This window comes from Streptomyces sp. NPDC015139 (assembly GCF_043079785.1).
Lineage (GTDB): Bacteria > Actinomycetota > Actinomycetes > Streptomycetales > Streptomycetaceae > Streptomyces > Streptomyces albidocamelliae.
In genome coordinates this window covers 104957-131722 of the sequence record NZ_JBIBUW010000011.1, presented here as the reverse complement: position 1 = coordinate 131722, position 26766 = coordinate 104957, and the positions used below count along the sequence as shown (strand labels likewise).

Below are 26766 nucleotides of genomic sequence, written 5' to 3'. Positions count from 1 at the left end.
CTCAGGCACCGCCCGCACGGGGCCGTACCAACCGACGAGGAGACGCCGATGGCACCGGCCATCACGCTTGCCGCGGAGGCACCCAAGCTTTCCTCCGCGAACACAGGCTTCATGCTCATCTGTTCCGCCCTAGTGCTGCTCATGACACCGGGCCTGGCCTTCTTCTACGGAGGCATGGTCCGCGTCAAGAGCACTCTCAACATGCTGATGATGAGCTTCATCAGCATGGGCATCGTCACCATTCTCTGGGTGCTCTACGGCTTCTCCCTCGCCTTCGGCACGAGCAACAGCCTCATCGGCTGGAACTCCGACTGGCTCGGTCTGAGCAACATCGGGCTGACGGAACTGTGGGACGGCTACACCATCCCGATCTTCGTCTTCATGGTCTTCCAGCTGATGTTCGCCATCATCACGCCGGCCCTGATAAGCGGTGCCCTCGCGGACCGCGTGAAGTTCTCGGCGTGGGCACTGTTCGTCGCCCTGTGGGTCACGATCGTCTACGTCCCGGTCGCCCACTGGGTCTGGGGCGCCGACGGCTGGGCCTACAAGCTCGGTGTGATCGACTTCGCCGGTGGTACGGCGGTCCACATCAACGCGGGTGCCGCGGCGCTCGGCGTGATCCTGGTGATCGGCAAGCGCGTCGGCTTCAAGAAGGACCCGATGCGCCCGCACAGCCTTCCACTGGTCATGCTCGGCGCGGGCCTGCTGTGGTTCGGCTGGTTCGGTTTCAACGCGGGCTCCTGGCTCGGCAACGACGACGGCGTGGGCGCGCTGATGTTCGTGAACACGCAGGTCGCGACGGCCGCGGCGATGCTGGCCTGGCTCGCCTACGAGAAGATCCGGCACGGCGCGTTCACCACGCTGGGCGCCGCCTCCGGCGCGGTCGCCGGCCTGGTCGCGATCACCCCGTCCGGCGGCGCGGTCTCCCCGCTCGGCGCGATCGCCGTCGGCGCCGTCGCCGGTGTCGCCTGCGCCGCCGCCGTGGGCCTGAAGTTCCGGTTCGGCTACGACGACTCCCTCGACGTCGTCGGCGTCCACATGGTCGGCGGCATCATCGGCTCTCTGCTCATCGGCTTCTTCGCCACCGGCAAGGGTCAGTCCGCCGCCACCGGTGTCTTCTACGGCGACCACTCCTTCACCCAGCTGTGGAAGCAGTGCGCCGGTGTCTTCGCGGTCCTCGCCTACTCCCTGATCGTCTCCGCCGTCCTCGCCTTCCTGCTCGACCGGACCATCGGGATGCGGGTCTCCGAGGACGAGGAGGTCTCCGGCATCGACCAGGCCGAGCACGCCGAGACCGCGTACGACTTCAGCGGCGCCGGCGGCGGTGTCCTCGGCTCCGCCGCAGCCGCTTCGGCCCTCGCCGCCACGCAGAACAAGAAGGTGGACGCATGAAGCTCATCACCGCCGTGGTCAAGCCCCACCGGCTGGACGAGATCAAGGAGGCCCTCCAGGCGTTCGGCGTCCAGGGGCTGACGGTCACCGAGGCCAGCGGCTACGGTCGGCAGCGGGGCCACACCGAGGTCTACCGCGGTGCCGAGTACACCGTCGACCTGGTCCCCAAGATCCGCATCGAGGTCCTGGCCGAGGACGACGACGCCGACCAGCTGATCGAGGTCGTCGTCAAGGCCGCCCGCACCGGCAAGATCGGTGACGGCAAGGTCTGGTCCGTGCCGGTCGACGCGGCCGTACGGGTCCGCACGGGCGAGCGCGGCCCGGACGCGCTCTGACACGGCGGTAGGGCTCTGACACAGCACAAGGACGGGAGTCGCCGGGTGACGGGTACGGATGTGCGGACAGAAGCGGAAGACTCGGGACCCGGCGGCTACGCGGCGGCCCGGCTGCGCCTCCTCACCGAGGGGGCGCGGTCCGGGCCGCCGCGCCGTGCCGCCCTCGCGGAACTGACCGACGACTGGCTCAGCGGCCTGTTCACGGCGGCGATCGGCGGCTTCCGGGGCGCCTCCCTCGTCGCCGTGGGCGGCTACGGGCGCGGTGAGCTGTCCCCGCGCAGCGACCTCGACCTGCTGCTGCTCCACGACGGCTCCGACCCGGGCGCGGTCGCCGCCCTCGCCGACCGCCTCTGGTACCCCGTCTGGGACCTCGGCCTCGCCCTGGACCACTCCGTGCGCACCCCGGCGGAGGCCCGGAAGACGGCCGCGGACGACCTGAAGGTCCAGCTGGGCCTGCTGGACGCCCGCCATCTCGTGGGCGACCTCGGGCTCACCGCGGGTCTGCGCACCGCCGTCCTCGCCGACTGGCGGAACCAGGCCCCCAAGCGCCTCCCCGAGCTCCAGGCGCTCTGCGCCGAGCGGGCCGAGCGCCAGGGCGAGCTGCAGTACCTGCTGGAGCCCGACCTCAAGGAGGCCCGCGGCGGACTCCGCGACGCCACCGCACTGCGCGCCGTGGCCGCCTCCTGGCTCGCCGACGCGCCCCGCGAAGGGCTCGCGGACGCCCGTCGGCGGCTGCTCGACGTGCGCGACGCCCTCCACCTGGCCACCGGCCGCGCCACCGACCGGCTCGCCCTCCAGGAGCAGGACCAGGTCGCGGCCGAGCTGGGCCTGCTGGACGCCGACACGCTGCTGCGGCAGGTCTACGAGGCGGCGCGGATCGTGTCGTACGCCAGCGACGTCACCTGGCGCGAAGTGGGGCGCGTCCTGCGCTCGCGTGCCGTCCGGCCGCGCCTGCGCGCCATGCTCGGCGGCGGCAAGCCGGTCGCCGAGCGCTCCCCGCTCGCCGAGGGCGTCGTCGAGCAGGACGGCGAGGTGGTGCTCGCCCGCGCCGCCCGGCCCGAACGCGACCCCGTGCTGCCCCTGCGCGCCGCGGCCGCGGCCGCCCAGGCCGGTCTCCCGCTGTCCCTGCACGCCGTACGGCGCATGGCCACCACCGCACGCCCCCTGCCCACGCCCTGGCCCGCCGAGGCCCGCGAGCAGCTGGTGACCCTCCTGGGATCCGGCCGTCCGACGGTCGAGGTCTGGGAGGCGCTGGAGGCCGAAGGGCTGATCACGCGCATCCTGCCGGACTGGGAGCGGGTCCGCTGCCGCCCGCAGCGCAACGCCGTCCACGTCTGGACGGTCGACCGGCACCTGATCGAGACGGCGGTCCGCGCCTCCGAGCTGACCCGCCGGGTCAGCCGCCCCGACCTGCTCCTGGTCGCCGCCCTGCTGCACGACATCGGCAAGGGCTGGCCCGGCGACCACTCGCTGGCGGGCGAGATCATCGCCAGGGACGTGGCCGCCCGGATCGGCTTCGACCGCGCCGACGTGGGTGTCCTCGCCGCCCTCGTACGCCACCACCTCCTGCTGATCGAGACCGCCACCCGGCGCGATCTGGACGACCCGGCCACCCTCCGCTCGGTCGCCGACGCGGTCGGTACCCAGAGCACCCTGGAACTGCTGCACGCCCTGACGGAGGCCGACGCGCTCGCGACCGGACCGGCCGCCTGGACGTCCTGGCGCGGCTCGCTCGTCGCCGACCTGGTCGGACGCGTCGCGGCCGTCCTCGCCGGGGACGCCGCGGAGGAACCCGAGCCCGCCGCGCCCACGGCCGAGCAGGAACGCCTCGCCGTCGAGGCCCACCGCACCGGCGGCCCGGTCCTCGCCCTGCGCGCGCAGCCCGAACCGGTCACCGGCGAGGAGCCCTCCGGTGAGCCGGAACCCCTCGGCGTCGAACTGCTCATCGCCGTGCCCGACCAGCCCGGGGTGCTGCCCGCGGTCGCCGGCGTCCTCGCCGTGCACCGCCTCACCGTCCGCACGGCGGAGCTGCGCACCCTGAGCCTGCCGGACGGCGTCGACGACGGCTCGGTGCTGCTGCTCAACTGGCGGGTGGCGGCCGAGTACGGCTCGCTGCCCCAAGCGGCCCGGCTGCGCGCCGACCTGGTCCGCGCCCTGGACGGCTCCCTGGACATCGCCGGGCGCCTCGCCGAACGGGACGCCGCCTACCCGCGCCGGCGCGGCTGGAGCGCCCCGCCACCGAGGGTGACGGTGGCCCCGGCGGCCTCCCACCTCGCCACCGTGATCGAGGTCCGCGCCCAGGACGCCCCCGGACTGCTGCACCGGATCGGCTCCGCCCTGGAGAAGGCCGGGGTGCGGGTGCGCAGCATGCACGTCAGCACGCTCGGCTCGAACGCCGTCGACGCCTTCTACGTCACGTCCGGCACGGGTGCTCCGCTGCCCGCGCAGGACGCCGCGGCCACGGCCGGAGTGCTGGAGGAGACCCTGCGCGGGTGACCCTGCTCCGGTGGCTCCGGCTCCGGGATACCCTGGAGGGCGATTCCCTGAAGACCGTCACCGACCCCGAGGACCGCGAGCGCCGTGTTCGACACTCTCTCCGACCGCCTGTCAGCGACTTTCAAGAACCTGCGCGGCAAGGGACGGCTTTCCGAGGCGGACATCGACGCCACGGCACGCGAGATCCGCATCGCGCTCCTCGAGGCGGACGTGGCCCTGCCGGTCGTCCGCACGTTCATCAAGAACGTCAAGGAGCGCGCGCTCGGCGCCGAGGTCTCCCGGGCCCTGAACCCGGCCCAGCAGGTCCTCAAGATCGTCAACGACGAGCTCGTCACGATCCTAGGCGGGGAGACCCGCCGGCTGCGGTTCGCCAAGCAGCCGCCGACCGTGATCATGCTCGCGGGTCTGCAGGGTGCCGGTAAGACCACCCTCGCGGGCAAGCTCGGCCGCTGGCTGAAGGAGCAGGGCCACTCGCCCCTGCTGGTCGCCGCCGACCTCCAGCGCCCGAACGCCGTCAACCAGCTGAGTGTCGTCGCCGAGCGCGCCGGCGTCTCCGTCTACGCCCCCGAGCCGGGCAACGGCGTGGGCGACCCGGTCAAGGTCGCCAAGGACTCCATCGACCACGCGCGGTCCAAGGTCCACGACATCGTGATCGTGGACACCGCCGGCCGGCTCGGCATCGACCAGGAGATGATGCAGCAGGCCGCGGACATCCGCGACGCCGTCTCCCCGGACGAGATCCTCTTCGTCGTCGACGCGATGATCGGCCAGGACGCGGTCAACACCGCCGAGGCCTTCCGCGACGGCGTCGGCTTCGACGGCGTGGTCCTCTCCAAGCTCGACGGTGACGCCCGCGGTGGCGCGGCCCTGTCCATCCGGCAGATCACCGGCAAGCCGATCATGTTCGCCTCCAACGGCGAGAAGCTCGACGAGTTCGACGCGTTCCACCCGGACCGGATGGCCTCCCGCATCCTCGACATGGGTGACCTGCTCACCCTGATCGAGCAGGCGGAGAAGACCTTCAGCCAGGAAGAGGCCCAGAAGATGGCCTCCAAGCTGGCGTCCAAGAAGGGCCAGGACTTCACCCTCGACGACTTCCTGTCCCAGATGGAGCAGGTCCGCAAGATGGGCAGCATCAGCAAGCTGCTCGGCATGCTTCCCGGCATGGGTCAGATCAAGGACCAGATCAACAACCTGGACGAGCGGGAAGTCGACCGCGTGGGCGCGATCATCAAGTCGATGACCCCGGGCGAGCGCCAGGACCCGACGATCATCAACGGTTCGCGCCGCGCCCGTATCGCCAAGGGTTCCGGCGTCGACGTCAGCGCCGTCAAGGGCCTCGTCGAGCGGTTCTTCGAGGCCCGCAAGATGATGTCCCGCATGGCCCAGGGCGGCGGCATGCCGGGCATGCCCGGGATGCCGGGCATGGGCGGCGGGCCCGGCCGCAGCAAGAAGCAGCCGAAGAAGGCCAAGGGCAAGCAGCGCTCCGGCAACCCGATGAAGCGCAAGCAGCAGGAGCTGGAGGAGGCCCAGCGCCGCGAGGCCGCCGCGCAGGGCGGTGCCCTCGGCCTGCCGCAGCAGGGCGCCCAGGACTTCGAGCTGCCGGACGAGTTCAAGAAGTTCATGGGCTGAGTCCCGTGCGTACGTCCGCCGAGGGCGCTCCCTTCCGGAAGGGAGCGCCCTCAGCGCATGCCGAGGCCCGCCGCGTGTCGTAACGTCCAGATATGAGCAATGCGGCGCCACCCCGCAAAGCCCCTGACCAGCCGTGGCGAGCCGAGGGCACACCGGACGAGCCGCCCCGGCGCGGCGGATGGCGGGGCGGCCGATGGTGGGGACTCTTCGCCACCGCGGTGATGGTGTTCGTACTGGCCTACGTCGGACTGAACTACCTGGGCCAGGGCAATGAGCCGACGATCTCCTACACGGAGTTCAGCAAGGAGGTCGGCGCCGGAAACGTCGCCGAGATCTACTCCAAGGGCGACGCGATCCAGGGCCGGCTCAGGAGCCCCCGCGCCAACCCCGAGGGTGGCGGCGACTACAAGGAGTTCCGGACCCAGCGGCCCGCCTTCGCGGACGACAAGCTGTGGCAGAGCCTGAGCAGCCACGGCGTCACGGTGACCGCGCGACCGGTCGTGCAGGAGCGCAGCTACCTGTCCAACCTGCTGCTGTCGCTCATCCCCATCGTGATCCTGGCCGCGGTGTGGATCTTCTTCGCCCGGCGGCTCCGCGCGGGCATGGGCGGGGCGGGCGGCATGTTCGGCCGCAAGCCACCGCCGAAGCCGGTCGAGCTGCGGCCCGGCACCGGGCGTACGACGTTCGCGGACGTGGCGGGCATCGACGAGGTCAAGGGCGAACTGGACGACGTCGTCGACTTCCTCAAGTACCCGGACACCTACCGCCGGATGGGCGCGAAGCTGCCGCGCGGCGTCCTGCTCGCGGGTTCGCCCGGAACCGGCAAGACCCTGCTGGCCCGGGCGGTCGCGGGGGAGGCGGGAGTGCCGTTCTTCTCCGCCTCGGCGTCCGAGTTCATCGAGATGATCGTCGGCGTCGGCGCCTCCCGGGTCCGCGAACTGTTCGGCGAGGCGCGCAAGGTGGCACCCTCCATCATCTTCATCGACGAGATCGACACCATCGGACGGGTGCGCGGCGGCGGTGCCTCGGTGAGCGGCCACGACGAGCGCGAGCAGACGCTGAACCAGATCCTCACCGAGATGGACGGCTTCTCGGGGTGGGAGGGCGTCATCGTCATCGCAGCGACCAACCGGGCCGACATCCTGGACCCGGCGCTGACCCGGCCCGGCCGCTTCGACCGGGTGGTCAGCGTGGCCCCGCCGGACCGCGGGGGGCGCGAGGCGATCCTCGCGATCCACACCCGGGAGATGCCGCTCGACCCCGATGTGGACCTCACCCAGCTGGCGCGCGTGACCCCCGGCATGACGGGTGCGGATCTGGCCAATCTCGCCAACGAGGCCGCACTGCTCGCGGTCAAGCGCAAGCAGGAGCGGGTGACCCGGGCGGACCTGTCCGAGGCCCTGGAGAAGGTCCAGCTCGGCGCCGAGCGGACCCTCGTCATGCCCGAGGAGGACCGCCGGCGCACCGCCTACCACGAGAGCGGCCACGCCCTCCTCGGCATGCTCCAGCCCGGCGCGGACCCCGTCCGCAAGATCACCATCGTGCCGCGCGGGCGGGCGCTCGGCGTGACCATGTCCACGCCCGAGGTCGAGCGGTACGCGCACTCGGAGGAGTACCTGCGCGGCCGCATCATCGGCGCCCTGGGCGGCATGGCGGCCGAGGAGGTCGTCTACGGAGTCGTCACCACCGGCGCGGAGAACGACCTCGAACAGGTCACCAACATCGCGCGCGGAATGGTGGCCCGCTGGGGCATGAGCGAACGCGTCGGCCGGCTCTCCGCCCTCCCCAGCGACGCCCAACAGGCGTACGGACTGTCGGCCGCGCCGCAGACCCTGGACGTGATCGACGCGGAGATGCGGCGCATCACGGACGCCTGCTACGAGGAGGCGCTGCACAAACTCCGCGACCACCGCGGCCAGTTGGACGCCCTCGCCCAGGCACTCCTGGAGAACGAGACGCTGGAGGAGGCGGACGCGTACCGGATCGCCGGAATCACCCGCCTGCCCAAGAACGGCGAGACGTAGTCCATGGATGTCAGCACCTTCTACGCCCTGTTCTCCGCCACCTGCTTCACCCTGGTCGGCCTCTGGTGGAACGTCGTCCAGAGCCACACCGAGTGGATGCGTGAACCGGCCCTGCGCCGTGTCGTCGGCGGGATCTACCTGTCGTTCCTGCTGCCCGCCCTGATGGGCCTGTTCGCCCAGGTCGGCGGCGCCCAGCAGCCGCAGATCTGGCGGGTGGCGTTCATCGCCCTCGCCGTGGTCGGCTGCGGCTGCACCCTGCGGCTGCTGGCCCGCGCCCGCGGCGACCGCTTCGTCACCTGGCAGCAGGCCGGTGCCGCCCTGATGTACGCCCTGATCGCCGTCGTCGGCGCCTTCCCGGAACTGGCCCGGCCGCTGGGGCTGACCCCCATCCAGGCCGAGGCCCTCATGCTGATCGTCCTCGTCGTCCTGGGACACGCCCTGGTCTGGCGGTTCATGGCGGGGGCGGGCCGCCCGGCCGAGGACGCGCCCGCGGCCTAGGGCACCCGGGCCACGAGGTAGCGGAAGACGTTCGGCATCCACACGGTCCCGTCCTGCCGCCGGTACGGATGCAGCGCTTCCGTCAGCTCCTTGTCGACCTGCTTGGCGTCCGTCGCCGCGATCGCCGCGTCGAACAGGCCGGTCGACAGCAGCCCGCGTACGGCGCTGTCCAGGCCGGCGTACCCGAACGGGCAGGAGACCCGCCCCGAGCCGTCCGGCTTCAGCCCCGCCCGCTGGGCGACCTCCTCCAGGTCGTCCCGGCGGGCCTGCCGCCAGCTGTGCGCGCCGCGCAGCGGATCCGCCGGCTTCGTCGCCACCCGCAGCACGGAGGAGGTGGCGCAGCGCTCCGGCGGACCCCAGCCCACCAGCACCACCGCGGCACCCCGGCGGGCCGTCGGCAGCGCGTCCGCCAGCTGCTCGCCGAGCCCCTCGGAGTCACCCGCCAGACAGCCGATCGGCTCGAAGACGGTCACCACGTCGAAACCGGCCGTCTCCGTGCCGGCCACGTCCGCGCCCACGGCGGCGAGCAGTCTCGGAGCCGTACGCGCGCGCGTGCCGCCGTTCTCGCCGCGCCCCGCGTCCCCGCCGCGCGCCGCCTCCGGCAGCAGACGTTCGCGGGCGAGGGCGAGCCGCTCCGGCGAGGTGTCCACGCCGGTCACCGCCGCCCCTCGGGAGGCCGCCATCAGCAGCGCGAGCCCGGAGCCGCAGCGCAGGCCCAGCAGCCGGGTCGCCGGGCCCACTTCGAGCCGCTCGTGGACCGCCTCGTAGAGCGGGACCAGCATCCGTTCCTGGATCTCCGACCAGTCACGCGCGCGTGCCCACGGGTCCACGCGGGATGTGGAATCCGCGTGCGACCGGTGCTGCCGCACGAGCGTAGGTGTCATAGGTAAGCGCCCCAATCCGCCGACAAGTCGCCGCTGTGCCCGGTTGCGTGGCCCCCGTGCCGTGCGCGCGCACTTCCCACGTATGCCAGGTAACTCCCGGCTCGCGGCCCCGTCCAGGGGTCGTAGGGCCCGGCTTGCCGTCCGGGGGCGAGTGTGGCGAGATTTCACATCCCGGCAACCCGGGTGACCGTACGGTGTCCGCCCCGAGGTACGGGCCGGTGCCGGGGGGTTCGGACGCGCGCGGTAACGTCACGGCCGTCACAGACGCTGAACAGGACGAGGCACCGCCGGCAGAGCGGCCGAAACACGTCTTGCGCAGCCGCCGGCCGGTGTCGCACTCGCGTACTACACGCCGGTCGTATCACTCACTACGCACCAGCTTGTTACGAGCTGTGAGGCTTCTCCGCAGATCAGCGCACCCGCCCTCGTCAGCACGCATCAGCGGCAACTGACGGGTACGTGCAAATTATTTGGGATGGCCCGGAATCGGAACACAGCGGCACCCCCGCTCGTTGTCATTACGTGAGCACGACACAGACACCACCTGTTCTCGCCGCAGAGCTGGCGCAGGCGTGGGCCGACATTCAGCGGTACCACCCCGAGCTGCCGGACCTTGCCGCGCCAGAGTCCCTGATCGGGGAGTCGTCGTCCGCGTGCGGTCACGAGCTCTCCTTCGAGCGACTGCTCCACGAGGCAGTCCACGGCATCGCCGCAGCCCGCGGGATCCGCGACACCTCCCGGGCCGGCCGCTACCACAACCGCCGTTTCCTCGCGATCGCCGAGGAGCTGGGCCTCGACCACCCCGAGGAGCCGCACCCGAGCAGCGGCTTCTCCCTGGTCACGCTCAACCCCGAGGCGAAGCGGCGCTACCGCCCGACGATGGAGCGGCTCCAGCGCGCGCTGAGGCTCCATACGGCGGCCACCTCCTCCGACACCTCCCGCACGTTCCGCGGTCCGGCCGCCCGGCACGGCTCCTCCGGGGGCGGCGTCCGCGTCAAGGCGGTCTGCGACTGCGGGCGCAACGTCCGGGTGGTCCCGTCGGTCCTGGCCCAGGCCCCGATCGTCTGCGGCGGCTGCGGCAAGCCGTTCCGGATCCCGGAGGTCGTGGGAGCGGCGTAACCGCCGGCCACGCGTACCGGCATCTCGTGGGTGCCGGTGGGGCCGAGCGATCGGGGTGCTGCTGCGCAGACAGCCGCACCTCGTGGCGCCGAGCGGCGCACCCGACGTACCTCACCTCCGCGCCGGGTGCCCCTCCGGCATGCCCGGGCGCCCGGAACCACCTCGGCCGAGAGCGGTCCGCCGGGTGTGGCACAATGGCTAGCTGTACTCGACAGTCGCACAGGACCCCTCTCTCCTCCGGCTGACGCGTCCATCGGGCATTCGGGTACCGCAACCCCACGCGGCAACCTGCCGTGCCCAACCACGTCAAAATCAGGAGAGTCCACTCCCGTGGCAGTCAAGATCAAGCTGAAGCGTCTGGGCAAGATCCGTTCGCCTCACTACCGCATCGTCGTCGCCGACTCCCGCACCCGCCGTGACGGCCGTGCGATCGAGGAGATCGGCAAGTACCACCCGACCTACAACCCGTCGGTCATCGAGGTGGACGCCGACCGTGTGGCGTACTGGCTGGGTGTCGGCGCGCAGCCGACCGAGCCCGTCCTCGCCATCCTGAAGAAGACCGGCGACTGGCAGAAGTTCAAGGGCGAGCCCGCTCCGGCGCCGCTGCTCGTCGCTGAGCCGAAGGCCACGCGTCCGTCGTTCGAGGCTCTCGGCGGTGACGACGAGGGCAAGGGTGAGGCGATCACCCAGAAGAAGAAGGCTGAGAAGAAGGACGAGGCCGCTGCCGAGTCCGAGTCGACCGAGGCCTGAGCAGCATGCTCGAAGAGGCGCTTGAGCACCTCGTGAAGGGCATCGTCGACAACCCTGACGATGTGCAGGTCGCCTCGCGCAACCTGCGCCGCGGGCGCGTGCTGGAGGTCCGGGTGCACCCCGACGACCTCGGCAAGGTGATCGGCCGCAACGGCCGCACCGCGCGTGCTCTGCGTACCGTCGTGGGCGCCATCGGCGGTCGCGGTGTCCGCGTCGACCTCGTCGACGTGGACCACGTCCGCTGACGCTTCATCGCAACCGGCTCGGGCCGGGGAGGGCCACTGGGCCGTCCCCGGCCCGCAGTCGTATGACAGGAGAGCAAGCACAGTGCAGCTGGTAGTCGCACGGATCGGCCGTGCCCATGGCATCAAGGGCGAGGTCACCGTCGAGGTGCGTACCGACGAGCCCGAACTCAGGCTCGCGCCCGGCGCCGTACTCGCCACCGACCCCGCGTCCACGGGGCCGCTCACCATCGAGACGGGCCGGGTGCACAGCGGCCGGCTGCTCCTGCGCTTCGAGGGCGTACGCGACCGCACCGGCGCCGAGGCCCTGCGCAACACCCTCCTGATCGCCGAGATCGACCCCGAGGAACTCCCCGAGGGCGAGGACGAGTACTACGACCACCAGCTGATGGACCTCGACGTGGTCACCGAGGACGGCACCGCGATCGGCCGGATCACCGAGATCTCGCACCTGCCGTCCCAGGACCTGTTCATCGTGGAGCGCCCGGACGGCACCGAGGTGATGATCCCGTTCGTGGAGGAGATCGTCGCCGAGATCGACCTGGAGGCGCAGAGGGCCGTCATCACGCCTCCGCCGGGCCTGATCGACGACCGCGCCGAGATCGACTCCTCCCGGGACGAGGACGAGTCCTGATGCGCCTCGACGTCGTCACGATCTTCCCCGAGTACCTGGAGCCCCTGAACGTCTCCCTCGTCGGCAAGGCACGCGCGCGCGGCCGGCTCGACGTGCACGTGCACGACCTGCGGTCCTGGACGTACGACCGGCACAACACCGTCGACGACACGCCCTACGGCGGCGGCCCCGGCATGGTCATGAAGACCGAGCCCTGGGGCGACGCCCTGGACGCGGTCCTCGCCGACGGCTACGAGGCCGGCGGCCGGGCCCCCGCGCTGATCGTGCCCACCCCGAGCGGCCGTCCCTTCACCCAGGAACTGGCCGTGGAACTCTCCGAGCGCCCCTGGCTGATCTTCACCCCGGCCCGCTACGAGGGCATCGACCGGCGTGTGATGGACGAGTACGCGACCCGCATGCCCGTGTACGAGGTCTCCATCGGCGACTACGTCCTCGCCGGCGGTGAGGCGGCCGTCCTGGTCGTCACCGAGGCCGTCGCCCGGCTGCTGCCCGGCGTCCTCGGTAACGCCGAGTCCCACCGGGACGACTCCTTCGCGCCCGGCGCGATGGCGAACCTCCTGGAGGGCCCCGTCCACACCAAGCCGCCCGTCTGGCGCGGTCGCGGCATCCCCGACGTGCTGCTCAGCGGCCACCACGGGAAGATCGCCCGCTGGCGCAGGGACGAGGCGCTGCGGCGCACCACGGCCAACCGGCCCGACCTGATCGAGCACTGCGAGCCCAAGGCCTTCGACAAGAAGGACCGCGAGATGCTCTCCATCCTCGGCTGGGAACCGGACCCCGAGGGCGAGCGGTACGGCCGATTTTGGCGCCGGGCCGGGGGCGTGGAAGAATAGACCGCTGTTGTGCGTCCGTCCGGTGTGCGCCCCTGCCACAGGGGGACACGACGCCCGCCCCGACCCGCACGGCAGTCTCCTGTACATCTATCTCCCGTTGATGACCTGTGGCATCAGCGAAGAAAGCAGACGAAATGTCTCACCTGCTCGACTCCGTCGACGCGTCGTCGCTGCGCAGCGACATCCCGGGCTTCCGTCCGGGTGACACCGTCAACGTCCACGTGCGCGTCATCGAGGGCAACCGCTCCCGTGTGCAGCAGTTCAAGGGCGTTGTCATCCGCCGCCAGGGCGCCGGTGTCCGCGAGACCTTCACGGTCCGCAAGGTCTCGTTCTCCGTCGGCGTCGAGCGCACCTTCCCGGTGCACACCCCGATCGTCGAGAAGATCGAGCTCGTCACCCGTGGTGACGTGCGCCGCGCCAAGCTGTACTACCTCCGTGACCTGCGCGGCAAGGCCGCGAAGATCAAGGAGAAGCGCGAGAACTGAGCGCTTCCCCGGCGTCACAGCGGGGCCGGATAACATCTGGCTCCGATGGACACCGAAGCTCAGCAGACGGAACGCGACCGCCCCTCCCACCCCGGTACTCCGGGGCCGGAGGGCCGGTCGCGTTTCGCGTTGCCGTCGCGGATCACCGCGTGGCTGCCGGGGGGACGTATCACCGTCACCGTCTTCGCCTGCCTGGCGTTCGTCCTGCTGCTGAACACCTTCGTGGCGCAGCCGTTCGAGATTCCCAGCGGATCCATGGAGCGGGGTTTGAGGATCGGGGACCGCGTTCTCGTAAACAAGTTGGCGTACCGTTTCGGTGCCCAGCCGCGCCGCGGCGACGTGATTGTGTTCGACGGCACCGGGTATTTCGGTGACGCGGACTACGTCAAACGCGTTGTCGGGGTGGGGGGAGACCACGTGGTCTGCTGCGACAAGGAGGGCAGGATCGAGGTGAACGGCCGGTCGGTCGACGAGTCGTCGTTCCTCTATCCAGGGAACAGCGCCTCCAGCGTTCCCTTCGACATCGCCGTGCCCGCGGGCCGCCTCTTCGTCCTCGGCGACCACCGCAGCCGCTCCAGCGACTCCCGCGACCACCTGGGCTCGCCCGGCGGCGGCATGATCCCCGTGGACGACGTCATCGGCCGCGCCGACTGGATCGTCTGGCCGTACGGCCACTGGGCGCACCTGAGGCGTCCGCCGGCCTACGCGCGCGTGCCCGCGGCCCCGGCGGAGGGCGCCCATGGGTAACCGCGGCAAACCGCGCGGGGTGCCCGCGACGCCCGCCGAGAACCTGCTGCCCACCGGGATCCGCCGCACCGGCTCGTCCGGGGGCGGTGGCCGCACGCGCGCGGAGCGCCGCAAACTGCAGCGCAAGGTCAAACGCAAGCGCCGTCGTTCGGCCGTTCGGGAGATCCCCCTTCTGGTCGGTGTCGCGGTCCTCATCGCGCTCGTCCTGAAGACCTTCCTCGTCCAGGCGTTCGTGATCCCGTCCGGCTCCATGGAACAGACGATCCGGATCGGCGACCGCGTGCTGGTCGACAAGTTCACCCCCTGGTTCGGCTCCAAGCCGCAGCGCGGGGACGTCGTCGTCTTCCACGACCCGGGCGGCTGGCTCGCGGACGAACAGACCACCAAGAAGAACGACCCCATCGTCGTCAAGCAGTTCAAGGAAGGCCTCACCTTCATCGGCCTGCTGCCCTCCGACAACGAGAAGGACCTGATCAAGCGGGTCATCGGGGTCGGTGGCGACCACGTCAAGTGCTGCGACGCCCAGGGCCGCCTCACCGTCAACGGCGTACCGCTGACCGAGGGCGACTACATCTATCCGGGGGACGCCCCCTCCGCCACCCCCTTCGACATCACCGTGCCCAAGGGCCGGCTGTGGGTGATGGGCGACCACCGGGGCAACTCCGCCGACTCCCGCTTCCACCAGGACACGCCGTACGGCGGCACGGTCTCCGAGGACTCGGTGGTCGGCCGGGCCATGGCCATCGGCTGGCCGATCGGCCACTGGACGCGCCTTCAGGAACCTAAAACCTTCGCAAGCGTCGCCGACTCCGTGTCGGGGGCGACCGCCGGTACCCGGCAGTCGCATAGGGTTGCCTCAGAGAACCAGAACGGATCGACCCGGCTCCCGAGCCCTGCGGAACTCCCGCTCGTTATGGGAGTGGTGGGCCTGCACCGTATCCGGCGCGGGCGGCGGCACAGAGTGAGGAGTTGGCGTGGGGGATGTGGCGGTTGGCGCACGTTCGGGACACGACGGCGAAGAGCACCGCGGGCACCCCGTGGAGGCGAACGGTCCCGTGCCGAACGGCGCCATGACCCCCAGGAATGACCCGGCCGCCGGTGACGACGGCGCGCCGGCGGACGAGCCCCGCACCGAGGACGCGGGGACGGGCGAGACCACGCACCGCCCGGCGAAGCAGCGCTCCTTCTGGAAGGAGCTGCCGATCCTGGTGGTCATCGCGCTGGTGCTGGCACTGCTGATCAAGACGTTCCTGGTGCAGGCGTTCTCGATCCCGTCCGACTCGATGCAGAACACCCTCCAGCAGGGTGACCGCGTCCTGGTCGACAAGCTCACCCCCTGGTTCGGCTCCGAGCCCGAGCGCGGCGAGGTCGTCGTCTTCCACGACCCGGACAACTGGCTGGCCGGCGAGCCGGCGCCCAACCCGAACGCCGTGCAGAAGGTGCTCAGCTGGATCGGCCTGATGCCGTCCGCCGAGGAGAAGGACCTGATCAAGCGCGTGATCGGCGTCGGCGGCGACACGGTCCAGTGCAAGGGCACCGGCCCGCTGGTGGTCAACGGCAAGGCACTGAACGAGCCGTACGTCTACCCCGGCAACACGCCGTGCACCGACGACGACCTGGGCGGCCAGTTCAAGGTGAAGGTGCCCAAGGGCTACCTCTGGGTGATGGGCGACCACCGCCAGAACTCCCGCGACTCCCGCTACAACCAGTCCGACAAGCACCACGGCATGGTCCCCGTCGACGAGGTCGTCGGCCGTGCCATCGTCAAGGCCTGGCCGATCAACCGCTGGGGCACCCTGCCGATCCCGGACACCTTCGACCAGCCCGGGCTCGACGAGCAGTCCTCCGCCTCCGCCTCCCTGACGGTGGCCCCTCAGGGCGTGGCCCTCGTCGCGGTGCTGCCGGTGGCGGTGTGGCGGCGCCGGCGCTCGGACCGGCCGGAGTCCAAGGCCCTCCCGACGAGGTCCGCCGGGCGGCACTGACCCCGCCCCGGCCGGGCGGACCCGCCCGGCCGGCCCTCCCTCCGGCCTCACGCGCCGCCTGCCCGGCGGTGGAAACAGGGGGCTGACCTCGCCCGGTACCGCCGGGTAGGGTGCGGGTCCATGGGTGGCGAGAGCACGACGCGTACGGCCCCGCACGGCGGCGGCACAACCACGGCACGGGCCGGCGGCGGCAGAATCGGGCAGAGACTGTCCGGACTGGCCGTGGCGCTCGGCCTGGTGCTGTTCCTCGGCGGATTCGCCTGGGCGGCGGTCACCTACCGCCCGTACACCGTGCCGACCAGCTCCATGACCCCGACCATCGACGCCGGTGACCGGGTGCTCGCCCAGCGGGTCGACGGCGACGAGGTGCGGCGCGGTGACGTCGTCGTCTTCGAGGACAAGAGCTGGGTCACCAACGCGAAGGTGGTCAAGCGTGTCGTCGCCGTCGGCGGTGACACCGTCTCCTGCTGCACCGACGGCAAGCTGACCGTCAACGGCAAGCAGATAGACGAGCCCTACCTCCCCGAGGGCAGCCTGGCCGAGATCAAGAACATCCCGACCGTCACCGTCCCGAAGGGCCGGCTCTTCCTCCTCGGCGACGAGCGCCAGGGCTCCCTGGACTCCAGCGCCCACCTCACCGACACCGCCAAGGGAACCGTCTCCCGCGACGCCGTCTCCGCCCGCGTGGAAGCCGTCGTGTGGCCCTGGAAGGGTTCCCTGAAGAGCCCCACCGGCTTCGAGTCGCTCGGCGCCCTCTCCCGGCCCGGTCCGCTGCGCACCATCGAGCTGATGATCGTCGCCGGAGCCGTCCTGGTCCTCGGCGGCGGCGCGTACGGCCCGATCGCCAAGCGCCTGGGCCGCTCCCGCGCCCGCACCGGCCCGGAGCCCGCCGGTGCCCGCTGAGACCACGCCGGCGGCCGACTCCCGCGAGGGAGGGCTGCGCAAGGTCGCCCGGGTGGTCCTCCTCGACCCCGCGGACCGCATCCTGCTGCTGCACGGTCACGAGCCGGACGATCCGGCCGACGACTGGTGGTTCACCCCCGGCGGCGGTCTGGAGGGCACCGAGACGCGCGAGGAGGCCGCGCTGCGGGAACTCGCCGAGGAGACCGGCATCACCGATGTCGAACTCGGTCCCGTGCTGTGGCGCAGGCGGTGCTCCTTCCCCTTCGCGGGACGACGCTGGGACCAGGACGAGTGGTACTACCTGGCCCGTACGACCCAGACGGTCGGCGTGGCGACGGGGCTGACGGAGCTGGAGCGGCGCAGCGTCGCCGGAGCGCGCTGGTGGACGTGTCGGGAACTGACCCGGGCACATGAGACGGTGTATCCGACCAGACTCGCCGGGCTGCTGCAGCGGCTGCTCGACGAAGGTCCCCCGGCCAGGCCCGTGACCCTCGACACGGAAATCGTCTGAGGGCTCCCGGGACTGGCGCACAATGGGGGGATCGCACGGCTGAAGGGGAACATGCCATGAGCGCCGAGGACCTCGAGAAGTACGAGACCGAGATGGAGCTGAAGCTCTACCGGGAGTACCGAGACGTCGTCGGTCTGTTCAAATACGTGATCGAGACCGAGCGGCGCTTCTACCTCACCAACGACTACGAGATGCAGGTGCACTCGGTTCAGGGTGAGGTGTTCTTCGAGGTGTCCATGGCCGACGCCTGGGTCTGGGACATGTACCGGCCGGCACGCTTCGTCAAGCAGGTCCGCGTCCTCACGTTCAAGGACGTGAACATCGAGGAGCTGAACAAGAGCGACCTGGAGCTTCCGGGCGGGTGACGGGGTTTTCCACAACCGCTGAGCCGTCCACCAAGATCAACACGGGTGGGCCCGCTGCGTGACCGTTGGTGCCGGAGGTGGTGCCGACATGAGCAGGGCACGCAGTGCACTCGGCAAATACGGCGAGGACCTGGCCGCGCGGCGGCTGGTCCGGGCCGGGATGACGGTCCTGGAGCGCAACTGGCGCTCGGGCAGGTCCGGCGAGATCGACATCGTGGCGCGGGACGGCGAAGCGCTCGTCATCTGCGAGGTGAAGACCCGCAGGAGCGGTTCCTACGAGCATCCGATGGCCGCGGTCACCCCCCGGAAGGCCGAACGGCTCCGGGGCCTGGCCGAACGCTGGATCCACGCCCACGGCGGAGCACCGCCGGGCGGCGTCCGCATCGACCTGATCGGCGTGCTCCTGCCCCGCCGGGGCGCCCCGCTCGTCGAGCACGCCCGGGGGGTGGCCTGAGATGGGATTCGCCCGTACGTGCTCGGTGGCCCTGGTCGGAGTCGAAGGGGTCGTCGTCGAGGTCCAGGCCGACCTCGAACCCGGCGTCGCCGCCTTCACCCTGGTCGGCCTGCCGGACAAGAGCCTGACGGAGAGCCGCGACCGGGTCCGGGCGGCGGTGGTGAACTCGGGCGGCGAGTGGCCGCAGAAGAAGCTCACCGTCGGACTCAGCCCGGCGTCGGTGCCCAAGGCCGGTTCCGGCTTCGACCTGGCCGTCGCCTGCGCCGTGCTCGGCGCCGCCGAACGGATCGATCCCCGCGTCCTCGCCGACATCGTCATGATCGGCGAACTGGGCCTGGACGGCCGCGTGCGACCGGTCCGGGGCATCCTGCCGGCCGTCCTCGCCGCGGCCGACGCGGGCTACGAGCAGGTCGTCGTGCCGGAGTGCGCCGCCGCCGAGGCCTCGCTGGTCCCCGGTGTGTCGGTGCTGGGGGTGCGCAGCCTGCGCCAGCTGATCGCCGTGCTGACCGACGAGCCCGTCCCCGAGGAGCAGCCCGACGAGCAGGGGCGGCCCGACCCCCTCCTGGCCGGACTGCGCGTGCCCGGCACCGGCGCCGCCACCGGTATGCACAGCCTCGGCGCCGCACAGCACGACCACGATCACGACCTGGCCGACGTCGTGGGCCAGACCTCCGCCCGCACGGCGGTGGAGGTCGCCGCCGCCGGCGGACACCACCTGTTCCTGGAAGGCCCGCCCGGTGCGGGCAAGACCATGCTCGCCGAGCGCCTGCCCGCCGTGCTTCCCCGGCTCACCAGGGAGGAGTCGCTGGAGGTCACCGCCGTGCACTCGGTGGCCGGACTGCTGCCGCCGGGCAAGCCCCTCATCGACGTCGCCCCCTACTGCGCGCCGCACCACTCGGCGACGATGCAGTCCCTCGTCGGCGGCGGACCCGGCATCGCGCGCCCCGGGGCCGTCTCCCTCGCCCATCGCGGCGTGCTCTTCCTGGACGAGGCGCCCGAGTTCCACGGCCAGACCCTCGACGCCCTGCGGCAGCCCCTGGAGTCGGGACACGTGGTGATCGCCCGCAGCGCCGGCGTGGTCCGCTTCCCGGCGCGCTTCCTCATGGTGCTGGCCGCCAACCCGTGCCCGTGCGGACGCTTCTCGCAGCGCGACTCGCTGTGCGAGTGCCCGCCGTCGGCGATCCGCCGCTACCAGTCCAGGCTGTCCGGCCCGCTGCTGGACCGGGTGGACCTGCGGGTGGAAGTGGATCCCGTCAGCCGCGCCCAGCTCACCGTGCCCGGCGCCCGGGGCGAAGCCACCGCGACCGTCGCCGCCCGGGTGCGCCAGGCCCGTGAGCGGGCTGCCGCCCGCCTCGCCACAACCCCCTGGCGCACCAACAGCGAGGTCCCCGGCCGGGAGCTGCGCGGCCGGTACCAGGCCGTCACCGGCGCCATGGACGAGGCGGAACGCAGCCTGGAGCGGGGCGTGCTCACCGCCCGGGGGATCGACCGGGTGCTGCGTGTCGCCTGGACGGTCGCCGACCTCGTCGGACACGAACGCCCGGACGCCACCGACGTGGCGCTCGCCCTGCAACTGCGCACCGGCGTGCCCCGAGGGGTGCCGATGGCCATCGGGGCGCTGACGTGACCGCGGAAGAGGAATCCGACGGCGAGCGGCTCGGCAGGGTGTTCCTCGGCCGGGTGGCCGAGCCGGGGGACGAGACCGTCGGGCGGTGGGTGCGCGAGTTCGGCGTGCGGGCGGTGGTGCGGCGGCTCCGCAGGGGCGAGGAACCGCTGCCCGGGATGAGCGCGACACGCTGGGCCGGGCTTGTCGCGCGGGCCGGGCGGGCCGAGCCGGAGCGGGATCTCGCGAGGGCCCGGGCCGCCGGGGCGCGGTTCGTGTGCCCCGGGGACGCCGAATGGCCCGGGCAGCTCGACGACCTCGCGGACGCGCGGCCCGTCGGGCTGTGGGTGCGCGGCCGGGCCGGCCTGCGGATGTGGGCGCTCAGATCCGTCGCCGTGGTGGGGGCCCGGGCCTGCACCGAGTACGGCACCCATGCGGCGGCCACGTTCGCCGCGGGGCTGGCCGAGCGGGGGTGGGTCGTCGTGTCCGGCGGCGCCTACGGCATCGACGGTGCCGCCCACCGCGGCGCCCTCGCCGCCCGCGGAGCCACCGTCGCCGTCCTCGCCTGCGGTGTCGACCGGTCCTACCCCCGCGGCCACGCCGCGCTGATCGACAGGATCGCGGAACAGGGACTCGTCGTCGGCGAGTTGCCGCCGGGCGACCACCCGACACCGAGCCGGTTCATCCTCCGCAACCGGGTCATCGCCGCGCTGACCAGGGGAACCGTCGTCGTCGAGGCCGCCTGCCGCAGCGGGTCACTGGCCACCGCGCGGGCCGCCCAGCGGCTCGGCCGCTTCACCATGGGCGTGCCCGGCCCGGTCACCAGCGCCCTCTCGGCCGGTGTGCACGAACTGCTGCGCGGTGAGGCCGCCCTGGTCACCGACGCGGCGGAAGTGGTGGAACTCGTCGGCGACATGGGAGAGCTGGCACCGCCGCGGCGCGGCCCGGTGCTGCCGCGCGACCTGCTGGAACCGGCCGCCCGGGCCGTCCTCGCCGCCCTGCCCGGCGGCCGGGCGGCCCCCACCGACGAGATCGCGCACGGCGCGCGGACCACCAGGGACGAGGCGATCGCGAGACTGTACGAACTCCGAGCACTTGGCTACGTCGAACGACACGGCGATGGCTGGAAGTTGACACGCCAGGCGATGATCTCGCTCCGGGACGGTCACCGACCGTGTTGACCGACCAGGTTCGGCCGTCCGGGGGAATCCCCGACGCCCTTGCGTATGCGCGGAGTTGGCGACTCCGGCCGGTCACGCAGAGCGATCCCGGCGGCGGGGTCACGGGGACGGCCGAGGAGCCCCGCGCACGAGTGGTGCCCTGGTGTTCGCACACCGCGACACCTCAGTCACGCTACGCTCACGAAGGCGTCGACACAGACTGCGCCAACTCGACATCAGACCGACAGCTCACCCAGGCAGCCCACTTCACCCGAACGAACCCGTACCGGCCCACTTCTCGGCACTTCACGGCACTTCACGGCAGAACGGCACAAGGCGACGAATGCCCCAGCACACCTCCGGGTCCGACCGGGCGGCGATCCCCCCAGCCGCCCGCGACGGTGGCAGCGTGCGGCCGCCCGCTCCCTCGACGCTCGACGAACTGTGGCGGTCGTACAAGGCGACGGGGGACGACCGGCTGCGTGAGCAGCTGATCCTGCACTACTCGCCGCTGGTCAAGTACGTGGCCGGCCGGGTGAGTGTGGGGCTGCCGCCCAACGTGGAGCAGGCGGACTTCGTGTCCTCCGGCGTGTTCGGGCTGATCGACGCGATCGAGAAGTTCGACATCGACCGGGAGATCAAGTTCGAGACGTACGCGATCACCCGGATCCGCGGCGCGATGATCGACGAGCTGCGGGCGCTGGACTGGATCCCCCGTTCGGTCCGGCAGAAGGCGCGCAACGTCGAGCGTGCCTACGCCACCCTGGAGGCCCGGCTGCGCCGCACCCCGTCCGAGGGTGAGGTCGCCGACGAGCTGGGCATGGAGGTCGACGAACTCCACGCTGTTTTCAGCCAGTTGTCGCTGGCCAACGTGGTCGCCCTGGAGGAGCTGCTGCATGTCGGCGGCGAGGGCGGGGACCGGCTCAGCCTGATGGACACCCTCGAGGACACCGCCGCCGACAACCCGGTGGAGGTGGCCGAGGACCGGGAGCTGCGGCGGTTCCTCGCGCGGGCGATCAACACACTGCCCGAGCGGGAGAAGACCGTCGTCACGCTGTACTACTACGAGGGACTCACCCTCGCCGAGATCGGCAATGTGCTCGGCGTCACCGAGAGCCGGGTCAGCCAGATCCACACCAAGTCGGTGCTCCAGCTGCGGGCGAAGCTCGCGAGCTTCGGGCGCTGACTCGTCCCGGCCACGCTGCGTCGGCTCCCGTTGTCCCGGGCGCGTCCGTAAAGTGGTGCCGTGCCAAGGATTCGAGCGGCCTCCGTGGCCGAGCACCGGTCGATGCAGCGAGCCGCCCTGCTGGACGCGGCTCGGTCCCTGCTGTCCGAGGGCGGGACGGAGGCGCTGACCTTTCCCGCGCTGGCCGAGCGGACGGGGCTGGCGCGGTCGTCCGTCTACGAGTACTTCCGGTCGCGCGCGGCCGTGGTCGAGGAGCTGTGCGAGGCCGACTTCCCGCTGTGGGCGGCGGAGGTGGCCTCCGCCATGGAGCGGGTGGACTCGCCCGAGGGCAAGGTCGAGGCGTATGTTCGGCAGCAGCTGGCGCTGGTCGGGGACCGGCGCCACCGGGCGGTCGTCGCGATCTCCGCGAGCGAGCTGGACGCGGGGGCCCGCGAGAAGATCCGGGCGGCCCACGGCGGCCTGGTCGCGATGATCGTCGAGGCGCTCGGGGAGATGGGCCACGCGCAGCCCCGGCTGGCGGCGATGCTGCTCCAGGGCGTCGTGGACGCGGCGGTCCGCCGCATCGAACTCGGCGCGGCCGAGGACCCCACCGCCATCACCGACGCCGCCGTGGCCATGGCCCTGCGGGGCGTACGGGGCTGAGCGGCCGGGCGGCGACGGATTCCGCCGGCCGGCGCCGACCTGGTGCCGCCGCGCCCCCGTGCCGACCGCCGCCCCGAGTCGGTCCTGTGGCGGGCCGTGGGCGGCGGTCGGCACGGTTCCCCGCGCCACCAAAGACACTGCCGCGCCAGGGCCGGAGACCCGGCGGTGGCTGACCCGGCGGTACCGGGAGCAGCCTCGACGGCCCCCTCGCCAGCAGCCAGGGCGGCAGCAGGGAGAGCGGGTCCAGGTAGGTCTCGCCCCGCAGCAGGCCCCAGTGCACGCAGGTCGCCGGTCCGCAGTGCGAACCTCCCGCCTGGACCGCCCCCACCACCCCGCCCGCCACCACCTCGTCCCCCTTCCGCACCGCCGCGGTCACCGGCTCGTACGTGGTGCGGAGATCCGTTCCGGTCAGCTCCACGGCAACCACGCCCCGCCCGGCCACCCGGCCCGCGAAGGACACCCGGCCCGCCGCGACCGCGCGCACCGCCGAACCGGCCGGCGCCGCCAGGTCGACGCCGCGGTGGCCCGCGCCGTACACCGTCGCCGGGGGCTCCCATCCCCGCAGCACCGAGGGGCGCACGCCCACCGGCCAGGCCCGGCCCACGGCCGGCACCGGGTCCGCGGGGGCGGAAGACGGCCCCGGCACCGGGGGATCCGCCCGGGCCGAAGGGGCGAGGGCGCCCACGGCCGGGCTCAGCAGCACAACCGCCCCCATCAGGACCCATCGCATCACTCGTCGCATGCGGCCAACCGTCCCGCACGGCGCCGATCATGTCCGGAGCCTGTGGAGAACCCCCCCGCTTGTGGAGAGCGGCGTCACCCGGCGCCTTCCCGGTCCCGTACACTTCTTCTGGCGATCCGGGTCACCGGGTCGACTTCGCACGCCCCGGTACGGCACCCGGCAAGGGTTCGTACCAAGCGCCTCTCGGTCCTTCGCGGCACGGCGCATCGCGGGCGTCAGGCGCGGCCGCCGTCCGGCGGACGCGGCACAACCGAGAAATTCAAGGAGATACGGCCATGGCCGTCGTCACGATGCGGGAGCTGCTGGAGAGCGGCGTCCACTTCGGTCACCAGACCCGTCGCTGGAACCCGAAGATGAAGCGCTTCATCTTCACCGAGCGCAACGGCATCTACATCATCGACCTGCTCCAGTCGCTGTCGTACATCGACCGCGCCTACGAGTTCGTCAAGGAGACCGTCGCCCACGGCGGCACGGTCATGTTCGTCGGCACGAAGAAGCAGGCGCAGGAGGCCATCGCGGAGCAGGCCACCCGCGTCGGCATGCCCTTCGTCAACCAGCGCTGGCTGGGCGGCATGCTCACCAACTTCTCGACCGTCTACAAGCGTCTGCAGCGCCTCAAGGAGCTCGAGCAGATCGACTTCGAGGACGTCGCGGCCTCCGGTCTGACCAAGAAGGAGCTTCTCGTGCTCTCGCGCGAGAAGGCCAAGCTGGAGAAGACCCTCGGCGGTATCCGCGAGATGTCCAAGGTTCCCAGCGCCGTCTGGATCGTGGACACCAAGAAGGAGCACATCGCGGTCGGTGAGGCCCGGAAGCTCAACATCCCGGTCGTCGCGATCCTCGACACCAACTGCGACCCCGACGAGGTCGACTACAAGATCCCGGGCAACGACGACGCGATCCGCTCCGTCACCCTGCTCACCCGCGTGATCGCCGACGCCGTCGCCGAGGGTCTCATCTCCCGCTCCCGCGTCGCCACCGGCGACAAGGGCGAGAAGGCCGCCGCCGCCGAGCCGCTGGCCGAGTGGGAGCGCGACCTGCTCGAGGGCGAGAAGAAGGACGAGGCTCCGGCCGCCGAGGCTGCTCCGGCCGCTGAGGCTGCTCCGGCCGCCGAGGCCACCGAGGCCACCGAGGCTGCCCCCGCCGCCGAGGCCGCTCCGGCCGAGGGCGAGAAGGCCGCCGAGGGCGAGCAGGCCTGACGTCAGCGTTGACGGCGGGGGCGGCGACATGAAGTCCGCCCCCGCTGTTCACCCGTAGGTCGGCACCGGGTACGGGATCCGCGGCTACATGTGGATCCCCGACCGTGCGGATCTGAAGATCTCCCAGACTTCGAGAAAGACTCACAGACTCATGGCGAACTACACCGCCGCCGACGTCAAGAAGCTCCGTGAGCTCACGGGCGCCGGCATGATGGACTGCAAGAAGGCGCTGGACGAGGCCGAGGGCAACGTCGACAAGGCCGTCGAGGCGCTGCGTATCAAGGGCCAGAAGGGCGTCGCCAAGCGCGAGGGCCGCTCCGCCGAGAACGGCGCCGTGGTCTCCATCATCGCCGACGACAACTCCTCCGGCGTCCTCGTCGAGCTGAAGTGCGAGACGGACTTCGTCGCCAAGGGCGAGAAGTTCCAGGCCGTGGCCCAGGCCATCGCCGAGCACGTCGCCAAGACGAACCCGGCCGACCTCGAGGCCCTGCTCGCCTCCGAGATCGAGGCCGGCAAGACCGTCCAGGCGTTCGTGGACGAGGCCAACGCCAACCTCGGCGAGAAGATCGTCCTGGACCGCTTCGCGCAGTTCTCCGACGGCTACGTCCTGGCCTACATGCACCGCACCATGCCCGACCTGCCGCCGCAGATCGGTGTCCTGGTCGAGCTCGACAAGCCGAACGCCGAGGTCGCCAAGGGCATCGCCCAGCACATCGCCGCCTTCGCGCCGAAGTACCTCTCCAAGGAGGACGTGCCGGCCGAGGTCGTCGAGACCGAGCGCCGCGTCGCCGAGGAGACCACCCGCGCCGAGGGCAAGCCCGAGGCCGCGATCGCCAAGATCGTCGAGGGTCGTGTCAACGGCTTCTTCAAGGACGCCACGCTGCTCGGCCAGCCGTACGCGCTCGACAACAAGAAGTCGGTCCAGAAGGTTCTGGACGAGGCCGGTGTCACCCTGAAGCGCTTCTCGCGCATCAAGGTCGGCATCTGAGTCCGTACCGCGATCGACGCGCGACCCACGGAGAAATCCCGATAGGGTCGACAGCAGTCGTCCGCGCACACCGCCACACCCGGGCGTGCGGCGGACGGCAGCAGATCTGACGAGGAGGCCATTGCCGCGCATGGGAGCGAAAAGCGAACCCATCGGCAATGGCCTTCTTCGTATGTGCAACACGTGAAAGAGGCGGGATCTCCATGACCACCAAGCCCCAGAAGAGCGACGACGGCAAAGTACGCGGCCGGTTTCTGCTGAAGCTGTCCGGAGAGGCCTTCTCCGGTGGCGGGGGCCTGGGCGTCGACCCCGACGTGGTGCACAAGATCGCCCGCGAGATCGCCGCCGTCGTCCGCGACGGAGCGGAGGTCGCGGTCGTCATCGGCGGCGGCAACTTCTTCCGCGGCGCCGAACTCCAGCAGCGCGGCATGGACCGTGCGCGCTCCGACTACATGGGCATGCTCGGCACCGTGATGAACTGCCTCGCCCTCCAGGACTTCCTGGAGAAGGAGGGCATCGACAGCCGGGTGCAGACCGCCATCACCATGGGGCAGGTCGCCGAGCCGTACATCCCGCTGCGCGCCGTGCGCCACCTGGAGAAGGGCCGCGTGGTCATCTTCGGCGCCGGCATGGGCATGCCGTACTTCTCCACCGACACCACCGCCGCCCAGCGCGCCCTGGAGATCGACGCCGAGGCGCTGCTCATGGGCAAGAACGGCGTGGACGGGGTCTACGACTCCGACCCCAAGACCAACCCCGACGCCGTCAAGTTCGACGCCCTCGGCTACGGCGAGGTCATCACCCGGGACCTCAAGGTCGCCGACGCCACGGCCATCACCCTGTGCCGCGACAACAAGCTCCCGATCCTCGTGTTCGAGCTTCTTGCGGAAGGCAATATCGCCCGCGCCGTCAAGGGTGAGAAGATCGGCACGCTGGTGGGTGAGCAGGGCAGCCGGGACTGAC

The 26766-nt window shown here is 71.5% G+C and carries 27 protein-coding genes and 1 pseudogene; 26 read left to right on the top strand and 2 right to left on the bottom strand.

Translation table 11 applies throughout. The annotated features are described in order from the left end of the window. Positions 1 to 48 precede the first annotated feature (48 nt). The 6 genes from ACF08B_RS27745 to ACF08B_RS27720 all read left to right on the top strand — a co-directional run bounded on the left by ACF08B_RS27745 (position 49) and on the right by ACF08B_RS27720 (position 8377). The gene (locus ACF08B_RS27745; RefSeq protein ID WP_392319892.1) at positions 49 to 1392 is read left to right on the top strand and encodes an ammonium transporter; all 1344 of its coding nucleotides are present in this window, start codon (positions 49 to 51) and stop codon (positions 1390 to 1392) included. Beyond that, a complete protein-coding gene (locus tag ACF08B_RS27740; RefSeq protein ID WP_392319891.1) occupies positions 1389 to 1727 on the top strand; it encodes a P-II family nitrogen regulator in 339 nt (112 codons plus the stop codon). Before ACF08B_RS27745 ends, ACF08B_RS27740 begins: the two co-directional genes overlap by 4 nt. Before the next feature lie 45 nt (positions 1728 to 1772). Next, positions 1773 to 4223 (top strand): [protein-PII] uridylyltransferase, encoded by a 2451-nt coding sequence (locus ACF08B_RS27735; protein WP_392319890.1) that lies wholly within the window; start codon positions 1773 to 1775, stop codon positions 4221 to 4223. 84 nt (positions 4224 to 4307) lie between these two features. Next, positions 4308 to 5855, top strand: a complete 1548-nt coding sequence (gene ffh / locus ACF08B_RS27730) for a signal recognition particle protein (protein WP_093474357.1) — start codon at positions 4308 to 4310, stop codon at positions 5853 to 5855. 92 nt (positions 5856 to 5947) lie between these two features. Beyond that, complete coding sequence (gene ftsH / locus ACF08B_RS27725) at positions 5948 to 7879, top strand: ATP-dependent zinc metalloprotease FtsH (protein ID WP_392319889.1); 1932 nt, start codon at positions 5948 to 5950, stop codon at positions 7877 to 7879. 3 nt (positions 7880 to 7882) lie between these two features. Continuing rightward, entirely contained in the window at positions 7883 to 8377 is a 495-nt protein-coding gene (locus tag ACF08B_RS27720) for a hypothetical protein (RefSeq protein ID WP_392319888.1), read from the top strand. Here ACF08B_RS27720 and ACF08B_RS27715 read toward each other — a convergent pair. Further along, positions 8374 to 9261 (bottom strand): class I SAM-dependent methyltransferase, encoded by an 888-nt coding sequence (locus tag ACF08B_RS27715; protein ID WP_392319887.1) that lies wholly within the window; start codon positions 9259 to 9261, stop codon positions 8374 to 8376. The genes ACF08B_RS27720 and ACF08B_RS27715 overlap by 4 nt on opposite strands. A 522-nt stretch (positions 9262 to 9783) precedes the next feature. Here ACF08B_RS27715 and ACF08B_RS27710 point away from each other — a divergent pair. The 17 genes from ACF08B_RS27710 to ACF08B_RS27630 all read left to right on the top strand — a co-directional run bounded on the left by ACF08B_RS27710 (position 9784) and on the right by ACF08B_RS27630 (position 22877). Next, complete coding sequence (locus ACF08B_RS27710; RefSeq protein WP_392319886.1) at positions 9784 to 10380, top strand: hypothetical protein; 597 nt, start codon at positions 9784 to 9786, stop codon at positions 10378 to 10380. A gap of 330 nt (positions 10381 to 10710) precedes the next feature. Beyond that, positions 10711 to 11130 (top strand): 30S ribosomal protein S16, encoded by a 420-nt coding sequence (rpsP, locus tag ACF08B_RS27705; RefSeq protein ID WP_020942484.1) that lies wholly within the window; start codon positions 10711 to 10713, stop codon positions 11128 to 11130. 5 nt (positions 11131 to 11135) lie between these two features. Beyond that, a complete protein-coding gene (locus ACF08B_RS27700) occupies positions 11136 to 11375 on the top strand; it encodes an RNA-binding protein (protein WP_003973401.1) in 240 nt (79 codons plus the stop codon). Positions 11376 to 11457: 82 nt separating this feature from the next. After that, positions 11458 to 12006 (top strand): ribosome maturation factor RimM, encoded by a 549-nt coding sequence (gene rimM, locus ACF08B_RS27695; protein ID WP_392319885.1) that lies wholly within the window; start codon positions 11458 to 11460, stop codon positions 12004 to 12006. Further along, positions 12006 to 12839: a tRNA (guanosine(37)-N1)-methyltransferase TrmD gene (gene trmD, locus ACF08B_RS27690; RefSeq protein ID WP_392319884.1), complete on the top strand. Its 834-nt coding sequence runs from the start codon at positions 12006 to 12008 to the stop codon at positions 12837 to 12839. The genes rimM and trmD overlap by 1 nt, the downstream gene beginning before the upstream one ends. A gap of 134 nt (positions 12840 to 12973) precedes the next feature. Next, complete coding sequence (gene rplS / locus ACF08B_RS27685; RefSeq protein WP_392319883.1) at positions 12974 to 13324, top strand: 50S ribosomal protein L19; 351 nt, start codon at positions 12974 to 12976, stop codon at positions 13322 to 13324. Positions 13325 to 13369: 45 nt separating this feature from the next. Continuing rightward, positions 13370 to 14071, top strand: coding sequence for a signal peptidase I (gene lepB / locus ACF08B_RS27680; RefSeq protein ID WP_392319882.1), 702 nt, complete (start codon positions 13370 to 13372; stop codon positions 14069 to 14071). After that, a complete protein-coding gene (gene lepB, locus ACF08B_RS27675; RefSeq protein ID WP_392319881.1) occupies positions 14064 to 15158 on the top strand; it encodes a signal peptidase I in 1095 nt (364 codons plus the stop codon). Before lepB (ACF08B_RS27680) ends, lepB (ACF08B_RS27675) begins: the two co-directional genes overlap by 8 nt. Next, the gene (lepB, locus tag ACF08B_RS27670; RefSeq protein WP_392319880.1) at positions 15046 to 16053 is read left to right on the top strand and encodes a signal peptidase I; all 1008 of its coding nucleotides are present in this window, start codon (positions 15046 to 15048) and stop codon (positions 16051 to 16053) included. Before lepB (ACF08B_RS27675) ends, lepB (ACF08B_RS27670) begins: the two co-directional genes overlap by 113 nt. Before the next feature lie 120 nt (positions 16054 to 16173). After that, positions 16174 to 16956 (top strand): signal peptidase I, encoded by a 783-nt coding sequence (gene lepB, locus ACF08B_RS27665; protein ID WP_392319879.1) that lies wholly within the window; start codon positions 16174 to 16176, stop codon positions 16954 to 16956. Continuing rightward, positions 16946 to 17467, top strand: a complete 522-nt coding sequence (locus ACF08B_RS27660; protein WP_392319878.1) for an NUDIX hydrolase — start codon at positions 16946 to 16948, stop codon at positions 17465 to 17467. Before lepB (ACF08B_RS27665) ends, ACF08B_RS27660 begins: the two co-directional genes overlap by 11 nt. 56 nt (positions 17468 to 17523) lie before the next feature. After that, on the top strand, positions 17524 to 17832 hold the full coding sequence (locus ACF08B_RS27655; RefSeq protein WP_003965949.1) for a DUF2469 domain-containing protein: 309 nt from the start codon (positions 17524 to 17526) through the stop codon (positions 17830 to 17832). An 88-nt stretch (positions 17833 to 17920) separates the two neighbouring features. Next, on the top strand, positions 17921 to 18286 hold the full coding sequence (locus ACF08B_RS27650) for a YraN family protein (protein ID WP_392319877.1): 366 nt from the start codon (positions 17921 to 17923) through the stop codon (positions 18284 to 18286). A 1-nt stretch (position 18287) separates the two neighbouring features. Continuing rightward, positions 18288 to 19913 carry a YifB family Mg chelatase-like AAA ATPase gene (locus tag ACF08B_RS27645; RefSeq protein WP_392319876.1) on the top strand — a complete coding sequence of 542 codons (1626 nt, stop codon included), beginning with the start codon at positions 18288 to 18290 and terminating at the stop codon, positions 19911 to 19913. Then, entirely contained in the window at positions 19910 to 21070 is a 1161-nt protein-coding gene (gene dprA, locus ACF08B_RS27640; RefSeq protein ID WP_392319875.1) for a DNA-processing protein DprA, read from the top strand. The genes ACF08B_RS27645 and dprA overlap by 4 nt, the downstream gene beginning before the upstream one ends. Positions 21071 to 21392: 322 nt before the next feature. Beyond that, positions 21393 to 22235, top strand: a complete 843-nt coding sequence (whiG, locus tag ACF08B_RS27635) for an RNA polymerase sigma factor WhiG (RefSeq protein WP_123436530.1) — start codon at positions 21393 to 21395, stop codon at positions 22233 to 22235. Between the two features lie 84 nt (positions 22236 to 22319). Then, on the top strand, positions 22320 to 22877 hold the full coding sequence (locus tag ACF08B_RS27630; protein WP_392320037.1) for a TetR/AcrR family transcriptional regulator: 558 nt from the start codon (positions 22320 to 22322) through the stop codon (positions 22875 to 22877). A gap of 160 nt (positions 22878 to 23037) precedes the next feature. Here ACF08B_RS27630 and ACF08B_RS27625 read toward each other — a convergent pair. Beyond that, positions 23038 to 23607 (bottom strand): annotated as a pseudogene (locus ACF08B_RS27625) (peptidoglycan DD-metalloendopeptidase family protein); the annotation flags it as partial. A gap of 287 nt (positions 23608 to 23894) precedes the next feature. Here ACF08B_RS27625 and rpsB point away from each other — a divergent pair. The 3 genes from rpsB (at position 23895) to pyrH (ending at position 26765) form a co-directional block, all read left to right on the top strand. Continuing rightward, a complete protein-coding gene (rpsB, locus tag ACF08B_RS27620; protein WP_392319874.1) occupies positions 23895 to 24815 on the top strand; it encodes a 30S ribosomal protein S2 in 921 nt (306 codons plus the stop codon). A 151-nt stretch (positions 24816 to 24966) separates the two neighbouring features. Next, positions 24967 to 25803 (top strand): translation elongation factor Ts, encoded by an 837-nt coding sequence (tsf, locus tag ACF08B_RS27615; RefSeq protein WP_093480668.1) that lies wholly within the window; start codon positions 24967 to 24969, stop codon positions 25801 to 25803. A 203-nt stretch (positions 25804 to 26006) separates the two neighbouring features. Next, positions 26007 to 26765: a UMP kinase gene (pyrH, locus tag ACF08B_RS27610; protein WP_392319873.1), complete on the top strand. Its 759-nt coding sequence runs from the start codon at positions 26007 to 26009 to the stop codon at positions 26763 to 26765. Position 26766: the final 1 nt, after the last annotated feature.